Raw genomic sequence first — 12,936 nt, forward strand, 5'->3', positions numbered from 1 at the left:
CTTTCGGTCGCGGATGCGGAAGGGGGTCAGTTCGCGGCGCAGCGGTCGCGGTGGACGCGGAAGGCCCTGACCGGGTCGCCGGTCAGGTAGTGCCAGGGCGACTCGGTGACGAAGCCGTCCAGCGCGTCGAAGAGCAGCCGGGCCGTCTTCGGCTGGTCGGCGAGCGAGAAGGCCATCGCGAAGGTGTTGAAGCTCGCCTGCCAGCCGCGGACCGGCACGAAGTCCGGGTGCAGGACGGACCGGAACGCCGCCTCCTGCAGTTCGGCCACCACGGCGGGGCCGGACAGGTAGGCGTGGTCCTCGCCCTCCGGGAGGTCCAGCCAGCGCTCCAGGTGGGCCAGCGCGACCAGCTCGCCCAGCGGGCTGCCCTCGGGGGCACCCAGCATCGCGGAGCGGGCGAACCCGTGCATCGCCTCGTGCGAGCCGCCCCACTTCGCGCACAGCTGCTGCAGCCGCTGGCGGTGCGAGGCGAGGTGCCCGGGCGCCCTGCGCACGGCGGCCTCGAAGCGGCAGGTGGCGACCTCCGGGCCGAGCGAGGCGCCGCGCGCGCTGATCTGCAGGAAGTACCAGGGCGCGAGCCAGGACGGCTCCCGCTCGGCGACCTCCAGCAGCTGCTCCTCGGCGACGTCCAGCCGCTGGTGGAACAGCTTCCACTGCTCCTCGGTGACGTACTTGGCCTGGGCGCGGCTGCGCGCCTCCCAGGCCCAGCTGACGTGCCGGGCGCCGGACAGCAGCAGCGGCAGCGCGTCCTCAGGGGCGTCCGCCACCGCGCGGGCCGTCCACTCCTCGACCCCGGCGACCTCCGCGACCGCCCCGGCGAGCCAGGTCAGCTCGGCGCCGTCCGCCGCGGCCAGCGCGGGGCGCAGCGCCGTCCAGTCCCCGGCGGCGGCCCAGCCGAGCGCCGCACGGACGGCCTCGTCCCCGAAGGTCGGATCGAGCCTCGGCTCGACCGCCCGAACGGCCCGACGGCCCAGCCCGAACCCGCGCCGACCGGCCCGGTCCTGCCCGCCCTCCCCGCCCGAGCGGCGTCGGAACAGCGGCATGTGTGGCCCCCTCGAACATCATCGGCATCTGTCGCATGGCCCCCACTGCGGCCACCCCAGGTGAGTACATATCACGGGCGGCCGAGTCCGCTTCCCCCAGCCCAGGGCCCTCCGCGCCCAGCCCGCCAGCCCCCGGTCACCGGTGGCATCTTGCTGCCTGACAGTTATCTGACACCGCGCACCCCGCCGTCCGGGCCGGCCATCCGTCAGTCTTGGTCCCGTGCACGCCATTCGCTTCCACCTGCGCGCCCCGGACCGCCCCGACGGCCCCCCGACCGCGACCCCCGAGGCCGTCCACGACGGACTGGCCCGAAGCCTGCCCGCCCCGGCCCGGATCGAGCACGCCCGGATCCTGACCGGCCCCGGCACCGTCGACGGGATCGCCTTCGTCCTCGCCGACAACCTCCTCACCGCCGAGGCCGCCCTCACCGCCGCCTGCGCCGCCGTCACCGGCCGCACCGGACCGCTGCCCGGCTGGGACGTGCCGCACTGCGCCCTGGACACCCTGCTCGCCCTCGGCCTGCACGAACTCCCGGCCTGCCAGTGACCTGAACCCCGTCAGGCCGCGCCGAGCCCGGCGTCCGGCGTCCTCCCCGCCTGCGCCTGCTCGATCCGGTTCACCAGCATCACCGCGAACCGCCGCGCCGCCGCCGGGTCCGCCGGCCCGCCCTCCGTCGTCACACTCGCCACCACGGTGCCCGACCGGACCACGACGCTCACCCCGTCCCCCGCCGACAACGGCCCGACGAACACCTGGCTCTCACTCCCCAGCGCCGGTGCGTCGACCTTGTGGAACGGCCCGACGGGATACGACGCGTACGTCTCCTTCAACCGGTTCCTGGCCGCGTCCCGACTGGGCAGGGTCTCCACCAGGAACCGCGTCACCAGATCCCCCGACGAGAACCGCACCGACCCGCTCAGCGGCTTGCCCGTACACGGCGCCGACGCCGAACAGGTGACGGAGTGATCAGCGGTGTCGACCTTCCGCTTCTCCTCGTCCCACCCGACCATCACCTTGGCATCCGGCAGCACCTGCCCGACCACCTTGTCGTCCAGCAGCGCCCCCTCCAGATCCGCACTCGGCGCCGCAACCACGGGCGCCGCACTCCCCGTCCCCCCGGCAGTCGCAGCCCCACCCGGCGAGGCCGAGGCCACAGCGGACGCCGAACCCTCGCCCCCCGTCGGCACCGCAGCAGCACCACTCGTCACCGCCGCCCCCGCCGAACTCACCGGAACAGCCGAACTCCCCGCCCCCACAACCCCCTTGCCATCCCCCGACCCCCCGGACGAACACCCCACCAGCACCCCCGCCAGCACCCCGCCCGCCACCACGACACTGAACCGCCGACCACCCGTCCCCATGCGTCCACTCCCTTTACGCCTGTCCGTGACCCCTCAAGATAGCGACCACCCCGCACACGAACCGCCCCACCCCCACCCGCCTGACAAAGGCGAGAGGGACGCGCTGCGGGCGGAGGAGTTGACCGACAGAGCAATGGCCGCGGAAACGGGCCCGCCCCGCGCAGGCACCCCCTCCCCCGGGGGGGGGGGGGGGCCCCCCCCCCCCCCCCCCCCCACCCCCCCCCCCCCCCCCCCCCCCCCCCCCCCCCCGGGGGCGGCGCCGCCCCCGGCGTCACCCACCCTCCCGAAAGCCCCACCCCCAACAGCAACCCCCACAGCACCACACACACAAACGCCGAAGGGGCGGCAGCCAACCCCGGCCACCGCCCCACCGAACACCCGAAAGATCAGACCGCCGGAACCGGGAACGTCGGGTACTCAACCCCCGAGATGTACTGCACGACCCGCACGACCTGGCACGAGTAGCCGAACTCGTTGTCGTACCACAGGTACAGGATCGCGTTGTCCCCGTCGACCTTCGTCGCCCCCGCGTCCACGATCGAGGCGTGCCGCGACCCGATGAAGTCGCTGGACACCGCGTCGGGCGAGTCGATGAAGTCGATCTGCCGCTTCAGCGGCGAGGTCAGCGAGATGTTCCGCAGGTAGTCGAGGACCTCCTCGCGGTTGGTCTCCCGCTTCAGCTGCAGGTTGAGGATCGCGATGGACACGTCCGGCACCGGCACACGGATCGAGCTGCCGGTGATCTTCGCCTTGAGGTCCGGCAGGGCCTTGGCGACGGCCGAGGCGGCACCGGTCTCGGTGATCACCATGTTCAGCGGCGCCGAGCGGCCACGACGGTCGGCCTTGTGGTAGTTGTCCAGCAGGTTCTGGTCGTTGGTGAACGAGTGGACGGTCTCCACGTGGCCGCGCACGACGCCGTACTCGTCCTCCATCGCCTTCAGCGGCGGGACGATGGCGTTGGTGGTGCAGGAGGCGCAGGAGATGATCTGCTCGTCCGGCTTGATCATGTCGTGGTTGACGCCGTGCACGATGTTCGGCACGTCGCCCTTGCCCGGGGCGGTCAGCACGACCTTGGCGATGCCGGGGCGCAGGTGCTTGGACAGGCCCTCGCGGTCACGCCACTTACCGGTGTTGTCGATCAGGATCGCGTCCTTGATCCCGTACTCCGTGTAGTCGACCTCGCTCGGGTCGTTGGAGTAGATCACCGTGATCTCGTTGCCGTTGACGACGATCTTGTTGTTCGCCTCGTCGACGGTGATGGTGCCCTGGAACTGGCCGTGGATCGAGTCCCGGCGCAGCAGCGAGGCGCGCTTGACCAGGTCGTCGCCGCCGCCGTTGCGCACGACGATAGCCTTCAGCCGCAGGCCGTTGCCCGAGGCCTTCTCGATCAGCAGGCGGGCGACCAGCCGGCCGATGCGGCCGAACCCGTACAGCACGACGTCCTGCGCGGACCGGCGCTCCAGCTTGTTCTCACCGGTGGCACCGGCGACGGCGCGGGCGGTGAACTCCTCCACCGACAGGCCGTGGTCGTCCGCCCGGTAGGTCGAGGCGAGCATCCCGAGGTCGATCTGCGAGGGGCCGAGGTCCAGGGTGGTCAGCGCCTGCAGGAACGGCATCGTCTCGGTGACCGAGAGCTCCTCGCCCGCGATCTGCCGGGCGAAGCGGTGCGTCTTGAGGATGCTGACCACCGACTTGTTCACCAGGGAACGGCTGTGGAGCAGGACGGTCACGTCCTTCTCCCGGTGCAGCCGCCCGATGATCGGGATCATCGACTCCGCGATCTCCTCGCGGTTCTTCCAGTCCGTGAACACGTCGTCGTTGACAGTCACAAGTCCATCTTTCGAGCTGAGGGTGTTGCCCACATGGTAGCTTCGCCCGCCCGCGCCCCAGCGGCCGGTCCCCCCTTCCCCGACCTCGCCCGGGCCTCCCACCTGCGACTTCTTCCGCACCCCCGCCGACAAAGGTGATCGCCGCCACCCCGACCGACCCAGGTCTACTCGGGTAGAACATGCCCCGGTGGTTTCTCAAGTCGGCGGGCGGCGGTCCCGCACGCGCGGACGGCCCCCGCTGTGGATCGTGGAGCCGGTCCCCGCTCCGGCTCGCGACATCTGGCTTTCCGCCGGTTGACTCAGGCGCCCCCACCCGAGGCACTCGTCAACCGGTCGCGCAGGCGCTGCGCGCTGGGATCGGTGAAGTCGCCGAGGAGTGTCAGCACCTCAACCCTCGCCCCGAGCCGTCATCCGCGCCATCCCCCACCCCCGCGAGCTCGACGCCCGCGGCATCCCCATCACGTGCCGGCAATGCGCCGCGCGCCGCGACTGGCTCCTCCTGAACGTCCGCCATCAGGTCTTCGTCCGCTGCCGCTGCGCGGCCGCGTGGCACGAGCCCGACCTCTCCCGCGCCTAGTTCGACCAGCACTTCACCGAACCCGAACACGAATGGGACGACTTCGACAGCGCCATGAGGGCACTCGCGTTCGATGGCCTACTGGCTGGCACCTCTTGGGACTGATGAGCGAAGCCGCGCCGGCACGAGCAGCGGGCAGCGGCGGACTCACCTGGCGTCACAGGTACACGAGTTCGCCAGCTCTCTGCGCGAGTTCGGATGCGCCAGGGATCCCTCGCCTGCTGTAGACGGCCATGGTCGAGCGCACCGTCTTCAGCTCCTTCCTGTTCCGGTCGGACGCCACGCCGTCCATGAGGTCCAGGCACTGATCCCAGAGGATCACGGCCTCCTCGTGGCGGTGCTGGGCGGCCACGGACTTGGCGAGGTTCGCGAGGGTCAGACCACGAACCCGCTGGTACGTCTCGGGGACGCGGCCCTCCAACGCCGCACGGTAGTGCCGTTCGGCGGCCTGGTGGTCCTTCATCTCGGTCAAGGTCTTACCCGTGTGCGATGCCACGGTGGCCGCGACCGGGCCGGACGCGGCGGCGTAGGAGGGGACGCCGTCGTCGCCGGCGAGCATGGCGTCCTCGGCGGCCAGGAGCGCCCCGGCGGCGTCCTTGCTCTGGCCGCTCGCTCCGTACGCCCGCGCGGCCGTCACCAGCAGCAGGGCTTCTGTCTTCCGGTCGACCTTCCCCTGGGCGCGCGACAGCGCGGCCTCGGCCAGTTCGACGCAGTGCGTGGTCTGGTTCAGATCGAGGGCCTGGTGGGTGAGGGCTCGCATCATCCAGGCTCCGTGACCTGCGGGGTCGGACTCGCAGGCCAGCTGGTAGGCGAGGAGGTAGAACCTCTGTGCGGCGCCCTCGCGGCCGAGATCATGGCACTTCCATCCGACCAGGGTCGCCAGCTCAGCAGCCGCGCCGTACGCACTCCGGCGGACCTCCTCGGACGGGAACGTGGCCTGGAGCATCGGCACAACGGCGTCCGCCAGGTAGGACGACACAGTGGACAGCCCGTGGCCGCCGCCCAGCCTCTCGTCGGCGGTCCGGAACATCTCGGTGAGCTGCCGGACGGTGGAGACCTCTTCAGCTCCGACCCTGCGACCGCCCTTCGCAGTTCGCAGGGCAGCGGCGACGGCCTGGTGGTCATAGACGAGCGGAAGCCCCACGGCGGCGGTGCCGAAGGCGAGGGCGAGGAAGTCGCGACGGTGGAACATGACAAGTCTCCCGAGATCGGCAGCGGTTGCCAGAGGATCAGGGGTCATGACCTCCCCGATTGCGGGGAAGCCTAGACCGATCTCGGCGACCGTCACCTTCCGCTTCACCATTCTGGTCAAAGCCTCGGCAAGGTAGGTCGCGGTTCTGCCAGTTGGGGTTCCGCCGCGGACCCAGGAGAGCACGGCCGACCGTGAAGTGTGCAGGGTCTCGCCAGCCTCCGCGGCGACGGTGCGGACCGTTCTGGCCAGGGCTTCGTACGTACACCCGGCTTCCTCGATGACGCTCGCCAGCTGCCGGTTGGGCTCCTTACGCCCAGTCAACTCACACCCCCAGAACTGATCTTGAACAGATTGAACGGGATGAGCGGGCCATCACCGTACCGCCTGGACGTGGCCGGCTGTTCACTGAGTGCACAAACCCGCACTTCAGAGGAGGTCGATGCCTCATGGCCGACGTGTACTTCGACCCGCGCCTAAGCGAGTTGGCCGGGGCCAGCGTCCTGGTCACCGGGGGCGGTGGTCTGGTCGGCAGCCGCATCGTCGCCCAGCTCGCCGCCTGCGGAGCCAAGCCGACCGTCCTGGACAGGTTCGACGCCTACCCGCACCCGGTGCGAGACCTTTTCCGGGTGGACCAGCACGGCGCCCGAGTCGTCCTCGGCGACGTACGCGAGCGCGCCACCGTGAAGTGGCTCGCCGGCCACGCGGACTACGTGATCCACGCCGCCGCATACGCCGATGTCGCCGCCTGCACCCGCCGGCCCGACACCGCCTTCGCCGCGAATGTGCACGGCACCCAGACCGTCCTGGACGCGGTGATGGAGTCGTCGGTGAAGCGGCTGGTCTTCGTGTCCTCCGCCTCCGTATACGGCGACGGCACCCCCACAGAGGACAGTGTGGCGCGCTTCGCCGAGGATCAGCCGTTGACCCCGATCTCCGTGTACGCCAACACGAAGCTGTGGGGCGAGCACCAGGTGCGCCTGATGCTCGGCGGCAGCGGCAGCGAGTACTCGATCGTCCGGTACTTCTCCGTCTACGGCGACCCGCAGATCCCCAAGCCCGGCTCGCACTCCTGGATGGTCCCGTGGCTGGCCCTGTCCGCACACACGGGCAAGCCGATGCGGCTCAACGGCGGCGGACACCAGGTGCGCGACATGGTCCACGTCGAGGACATCGCGCACGCCACGATCCTCGCCCTCGTCACCGACCAGGCCGCTGGACAGACCATCAACATCGGCACCGGTATCCCCACCTCGGTCCGGCGGATCGCCGAGCTGGTCGCCGCCCACTACCCCCGCGCCGCTTTCATCGAGACGCCAATGCCCGAGGGCGACCCTCGCGGAGGCTACGCCGACACCCGCAGGGCCACCGACCTGCTCGGCTGGCGCCCCGCCATCACCCTCACCGAGGGCGTGAACCGCTACGTGAACTGGCTCAGGACCACGCCGGGCGCCGTCCCGGACTGGTTCAGCGCCCCGACCACTGCCGCTCTGGCCGCCTGAACGAAGGGATCGCCTCCATGCGCGTCGTGCTGCTCGGCGGAGCCGGATACATCGGCTCCGTCGCCTCTCACCACCTCGTCTCCCTCGGCCACCACGTCACCGTCGTGGACGGCCTGATCTACAACCGCCGGGACGACCCGAGCCAGCTCCTGCCCAACGCCGCCACGTTCGTCGGCGGGGACCTGCGCGACCCCGACCTGCTGGTTGAGGTCTGCGACGGCGCCGACGCCGTCGTGCACCTCGGCGGGATCGTCGGCGAGCCGGCCTGCCAGCTGGACGAGGAGCTGGCCGTCGAACTGAACTACGCCGCCCCGATGATCGCCGCCGAGGCCGCAGCCGGCGCAGGCGTCGGCCAGTACGTGTTCTTCTCCTCCTGCAGCGTCTACGGCAAGCACGAGGGCACCGTGGACGAGGACACCGAGCCGAACCCGCTGGGTTTCTACGCCAGGACCAAGGTCCTCGCCGAACGACGCCTCCCCGACGTACTCGCCGGAGTCTCCAAGTTCACGACCCTTCGGCTGGCGACCGTCCACGGCTCCTCGCCCCGCCAGCGTCTGGACTCCGTCGTCAACTCCATGGCTTCCCGCGCCGTCGCCACCGGCCGCATCCCGCTCAACGGCGGCGCACAGCGCCGACCCCTCGTCCACGTCGGTGACGTCGCCGAAGTCCTCGCCGGCGTCCTGGACGACAACCTGACCGGGGCGTGGAACGTCGGCAGCGACCAGGAGAACCACACCATCGCCGACATCGCCGAGACGGTCGCCGTCATCGTGCCCGGCTCGAAGATCCAGCGCGGGCCGGAGCGAGACGAAGCCGACGCCCGCGACTACCGCGTCAGCTTCGCCCGGCTCCAGCACCACATGCCCGGGGCGTGCTCCACCGCTCTCAAGGACGGCGTGCAGGAGATCGCCGACCTCCTCGCGGCCCGCACGATCACGGACCCGAACCAGCCCCAGTACGACAACCACCAGGGCCTGGTGGCGGCCTTCACCGCCGGCAAGGTGCGATCCCTGCGCTCCCCCGCGTGCCAGCGGTACCAGGCCGAGTACACCGCCACCTGGGGGAAGCAGTGACGACCGCCGCACCGTTCCTGCCGTGGAACCGGCCGTCCATCGGGGGCGAGGAGGAGGCCGAGGTGATCCACACCCTGCGCTCGGGCTGGCTCACGCATGGCCCGAAGGCAACCCGGTTCGAAGAAGTCGTGAAGACCGCACTCGGAGCCGAGGACGCGTTCGCCGTCTCCTCGTGCACCGCCGCCCTGCACCTGGCCTTCCTCGCCGCCGGCATCAAGCCGGGGGACGAGGTGATCACCCCGAGTCTCACCTTCTGCGCGGCCCCGAACGCCATCGTCCAGTCCGGCGGCACACCCGTGTTCACCGAGGTCGATCCGGTCACATTCAACATCGACCCCGAGGCGGCCGAGCAGGCGATCACCGCCAGGACGAAGGCCATCGTGGTCATGCACTACGGCGGCCACCCCTGCGACCTCCTGGCCTTCCGCAAGCTCGCCGACGACCACGGCCTGGTCCTGATCGAGGACGCCGCCCACGCTCTGCACGCCTCGCGCGATGGCCTGCGAGCGGGCAGCGTCGGTGACCTGGCGGTGTTCTCCTTCTACGCCAACAAGGTCATGACCACCGGCGAGGGCGGGATGATCGTCGGCCGCACGGACCTCGTCCAGGCCGCACGCCTCCTCGGCCGACACGGCATCGACTCCTCCGTGTGGCAGCGCCATGGCAAGCGCCGCACCGCCGACTACGAGGTCACCGTGCCGGGCCTGAAGTACACCATGCCGGACATCACGGCCGCGGTCGGGATCCAGCAGTTCCAGAAGCTGCCGGACTTCACCGCGCGCCGAGCCCAGATCGCCGCCTCCTACGACCGGTCCCTCGCCGGCCTTCCGGGGCTGCGGCTGCCGACCGTCCTGGACGGCGTCCGGCACGGCTGGTTCCTCTACCCCGTCCTGATCGAACCGGTCGGCGGCCGGAGCCGCGACACGGTGGCCGACATGCTCCTCGACGCCTATGGGATCGGCACCAGCGTGCACTTCAAGCCGGTCCACCGCCTCGCCGCATACCGGTACGTCGACTGCCACCTGCCCGTCACCGAGCAGATCGCCGCCCGGCAACTGTCCCTGCCGTGCTACCCGGCCATGACCAGCGCGGACGCGCAGCGCGTCATCGACGCGATCCACGCCGTCTGGTCCTGACCCACAACGCCGCTGGGCCGACTGTCAGATGACCGGCGGCCGGCCCAGCCTGGTCATCCGCCACACCGTGCTCCACCGCATCGGCCGACGCGGAGGACACGGCGTACGAACGCCCTCGAAGAAGCCGGACCACCACGCCTTGAGACCGGACAGCGGCGGCCGACGCACCACCGTGTACAGCGCCCAGGAGGTGAGGTAGACGGGCACCAGAACGGCAGGCAGGTGACGCTTCGCCAGCCACACCCGATTGCGTGCCGTCATCCGGTAGTAGGTGGCGTGCCGGGCCGGATCGGTGCGGGGATGCTGCAACACCAGATCGGACCGGTAGTCGATCTCCCATCCGGCATCGAGCGCACGCCAGGCGAAGTCCGTCTCCTCGTGCGCGTAGAAGAACTCGGCAGGGAACAGGCCCACCTGGTCGATCACGCTCATGCGGATCGCGTGCCCGCCACCCAGGAACGTGGTGACCGGACCGGACTGCAGCGGATCACTCGCGCCGAATCGGGGGACGTGGCGGCGCTGGGTATACCCGGTCTCGTCCGCGATCCGGAAGGACACCACACCGAGGCGCGGGTTCTGTTCGAAGGCTTCCCGGATCAACCGGAAGGTGTCGGTTCGGGGAAGCAGCCCGTCGTCATCCAGAACCACCAGGACGTCGACACCACCGAGTTCACGCAGGCGCTCAACACCAACATTCCGGCCGCCAGGGATGCCCAGGTTCTCGGGCAGTTCCACCCCCTCCACCCACGCCGGCAGTTCGGGCAGCTTCACGCCCTGGCCGAGCACCACGGTCCGCGTGCTGCCGCCGCCTTCCTGGGCGTCGACCGAGTCCAGGAGCGCACGAAGCTCCTTCGGCCGGTCGCCCATCGTCAGCACCACCACGCCCAGTGTGACGCCCATCGCACCCGATCCCATCGAGGAACCCTTCATGATCTCGCCGACACCGGAACCCGCCGATGTGCCGTTGCGCGTACTCGCCGAGACCCGCAGGCTCCCGGACCACCAGCACATGGACCAGCACACCCTGACCTGGATCGCCGGCAACCGGCCCGCCGGTCCCAGTGCCCCGGCCACGATGCCACACCGACCGGCCCTGCTGGTACCCGATGCCTCATGGTTCGCCAGCCCGCCCGTGATCGACTCCATCCACGGCGCGCTGCACAACGCCCGCGTTGGCCTCCTCGTCCAGTTCCTCGCCCAGCTTCGCAGTCTCCACCACGATCACGCCTTGGCCCTCGCCGCCGCAGCAGCCTGCCACGACTGCCGACGGCACCATGACCGCGACGACCCCGGCCACGGCGATCGCGCTGCACGCTGGCTCGCCAGCAACCTCGACACCGTGGCCCGCACCTTCGGCCACCTGGTCACCACCGAGACGATCACCGCAGTCGCCCTCCACGACGTCCCGCACGACGCCTTCACCGACACCCAGGCCAGCGCCTACCGGCAGAGTCCGCATCTGGTGGACCTCCTCAAGTCCGCCGACGCACTCGACCGCTACCGACTGCCCCTCCGCCGCTGGTGGCCTGACCCGAGCCGCCTCCGCATAGCCCTGCCGGCGTGGCTCCCGCCGGTCGCGTTCGACCTGGTGGTGCACAGCGAGCAGGCACGCCTCGACGGCGCCACTCACGGCGAAGCCCTGGGACACGCACTCCACACCGTCCTGCCCGAGTAGGAGGACCCGTTGCACGCCGACTGGGAATACGCCCACACCAGCTACAACGCGCCGGTCTCGCGCCCGTCACCCGCCGGGCTCGCGGAGAGCGAAGCCGACTGGGCTTGGCGACTGGAGACGGAGACCCCGAACGGTTGGCTTCTGCGGGACAACGCCATGCTCCGCAGCCTGGCCAGCGGCGCCCCGATCCACCTGCTTCACCTGACCCGCGACCTGGGTGCTGTCCGCAGCAGCGGGCACCTCTACGCCTCCACGGGCTGCCTGGTCGGCGCCATCTATGGATCACCTCTCACACCGACTCGTGGCGCCTTCCAGCCCCACAACCTCGGCTCCTACCTGCTGGAGAGCAGGGAGAACAGCACTCCGCTGATCATCGAGGTCACCCCCAGCGCTCCGGTGCCCGCCAAGGGCCTCGACTACCTGCGTCTCGGCGGCATCCACCTGAGGACGTACCAGGCGTACCGGCACTTCCTCACCGAGTCGGAGGACGACCAGGTGCTCCGGTCCGTCCTGGACCGCGTGCACGTCGCGGCCCCGTTCCTCGACACACTCCTGCGCAACGCGACCGGCGGCGCGGCACCGGACGAGTCGTTCATCGACGTCCTCGCCGCCACGGTCCCGGTCTTCCCGTACCTCGGGTACCTCTACTTCGAAATAGTCGCCGAGTACCTGATGCTCCACTCCGCCAGCCGGACAACCAAGGAGTACGCCCACCGAGGGGAGCTGAACAACCGCCTCTACAAGAAGCTCGCGTTCTCCGCAGTGCAGGACATGGGTGTTCTCTTCGACCTCGGCCGGTTCGCGCCGAACTGCGCGCGACTCCTCGAACTCGTCGAATGCATCGAGGTCGGCCTGGCATCCGGCCTGCCCAGCTACGTGCGGCACCGGATGTCCCACTTGTTCGCCGCCACAGCCCTGGCGCCGGACCAGGACGCCTCCGTCATCACCTTCCGTCGGGCGGACCTGGACACGCTGACGGACACCGCCCCTCATCTCCTCGGCCAGCTCATCTTCCGGGAGATCCGGATTGCCGACCGCTATCCACAGCTCTACCACTGCTTCGAACAGGCCAAGGCCTTGGAAGCGTGGAGCTACTGGAACTCCGAGCGCATCCCGACGCCGTTCAACGGCACGACTCCCAAAGGGGAGATCGGCATCAACCCGGCCTACCCGGACGCCAGCTTCGCGGTCTGGTCGGCCGAGACCTGCGAACGGGGACTCCTCCACCCGGTCGAACAGGTGGCCGCGGTGCCGGCCCCGCGCCTCGTGCCCTGGCTGATCGCTCCACTGCGGGACCGGACGGATGAGGAGCGATGGGTGAGGCGGCACATGGCCCCGGCGTGATGGCTCCTGCCGGGCTGTCGAGCGGCTGGCGGAGCACCCGCAGCGGCTGCCACGTGCCAGAAGTCACCGGCACAACCACCGCCCATTCGAAATCCTTCACCAGCTCAGCCATTCCACGGTCGGCCAACGCAACGGTCTCCGTCCATCCCCCCTGCGGCATGTCGGCGGCCGTCGCGCCGTACGGGAGATCGATCTCGGTCCAGCGG

The 12,936-nt window shown here is 70.3% G+C and carries 11 protein-coding genes; 6 read left to right on the forward strand and 5 right to left on the reverse strand.

Features of this window, described 5'->3' with window-relative positions:
- Positions 1–26: 26 nt before the first annotated feature.
- Entirely contained in the window at positions 27–1,043 is a 1,017-nt protein-coding gene (locus ACIRVF_RS09500; RefSeq protein WP_402815697.1) for a hypothetical protein, read from the reverse strand.
- Between the two features lie 220 nt (positions 1,044–1,263).
- On the opposite strand from ACIRVF_RS09500, the gene ACIRVF_RS09505 reads away from it, so the two are divergent.
- Positions 1,264–1,590 (forward strand): hypothetical protein, encoded by a 327-nt coding sequence (locus tag ACIRVF_RS09505; RefSeq protein WP_402815698.1) that lies wholly within the window; start codon positions 1,264–1,266, stop codon positions 1,588–1,590.
- 11 nt (positions 1,591–1,601) lie between these two features.
- Here the strand turns inward: ACIRVF_RS09505 and ACIRVF_RS09510 are convergent, their stop codons facing one another.
- The 3 genes from ACIRVF_RS09510 to ACIRVF_RS09520 all read right to left on the reverse strand — a co-directional run bounded on the left by ACIRVF_RS09510 (position 1,602) and on the right by ACIRVF_RS09520 (position 6,324).
- Positions 1,602–2,138 (reverse strand): hypothetical protein, encoded by a 537-nt coding sequence (locus tag ACIRVF_RS09510; RefSeq protein WP_402815699.1) that lies wholly within the window; start codon positions 2,136–2,138, stop codon positions 1,602–1,604.
- Between the two features lie 653 nt (positions 2,139–2,791).
- Positions 2,792–4,234, reverse strand: coding sequence for a glyceraldehyde-3-phosphate dehydrogenase (locus ACIRVF_RS09515; RefSeq protein ID WP_033349113.1), 1,443 nt, complete (start codon positions 4,232–4,234; stop codon positions 2,792–2,794).
- A gap of 734 nt (positions 4,235–4,968) precedes the next feature.
- Positions 4,969–6,324, reverse strand: coding sequence for a tetratricopeptide repeat protein (locus ACIRVF_RS09520; RefSeq protein ID WP_402815700.1), 1,356 nt, complete (start codon positions 6,322–6,324; stop codon positions 4,969–4,971).
- A gap of 125 nt (positions 6,325–6,449) precedes the next feature.
- Here ACIRVF_RS09520 and ACIRVF_RS09525 point away from each other — a divergent pair, with 125 nt between their 5' ends.
- The 3 genes from ACIRVF_RS09525 to ACIRVF_RS09535 are packed head-to-tail and all read left to right on the forward strand — an operon-like array spanning position 6,450 to position 9,711.
- Complete coding sequence (locus tag ACIRVF_RS09525) at positions 6,450–7,502, forward strand: NAD-dependent epimerase/dehydratase family protein (protein WP_402815701.1); 1,053 nt, start codon at positions 6,450–6,452, stop codon at positions 7,500–7,502.
- A gap of 17 nt (positions 7,503–7,519) precedes the next feature.
- A complete protein-coding gene (locus ACIRVF_RS09530) occupies positions 7,520–8,575 on the forward strand; it encodes an NAD-dependent epimerase/dehydratase family protein (RefSeq protein WP_402815702.1) in 1,056 nt (351 codons plus the stop codon).
- Complete coding sequence (locus ACIRVF_RS09535) at positions 8,572–9,711, forward strand: DegT/DnrJ/EryC1/StrS family aminotransferase (RefSeq protein WP_402815703.1); 1,140 nt, start codon at positions 8,572–8,574, stop codon at positions 9,709–9,711. The genes ACIRVF_RS09530 and ACIRVF_RS09535 overlap by 4 nt, the downstream gene beginning before the upstream one ends.
- A gap of 24 nt (positions 9,712–9,735) precedes the next feature.
- Here the strand turns inward: ACIRVF_RS09535 and ACIRVF_RS09540 are convergent, their stop codons facing one another.
- Entirely contained in the window at positions 9,736–10,611 is an 876-nt protein-coding gene (locus ACIRVF_RS09540; protein WP_402815704.1) for a glycosyltransferase family 2 protein, read from the reverse strand.
- Positions 10,612–10,639: 28 nt separating this feature from the next.
- Between ACIRVF_RS09540 and ACIRVF_RS09545 the strand changes: the two genes are divergently transcribed.
- Positions 10,640–11,386, forward strand: coding sequence for a hypothetical protein (locus ACIRVF_RS09545; protein ID WP_402815705.1), 747 nt, complete (start codon positions 10,640–10,642; stop codon positions 11,384–11,386).
- 9 nt (positions 11,387–11,395) lie between these two features.
- Entirely contained in the window at positions 11,396–12,730 is a 1,335-nt protein-coding gene (locus tag ACIRVF_RS09550; RefSeq protein WP_402815706.1) for a hypothetical protein, read from the forward strand.
- The last annotated feature ends 206 nt before the right edge of the window (positions 12,731–12,936 follow it).

It is taken from the genome of Kitasatospora sp. NPDC101157, from assembly GCF_044768255.1.
Lineage (GTDB): Bacteria > Actinomycetota > Actinomycetes > Streptomycetales > Streptomycetaceae > Kitasatospora.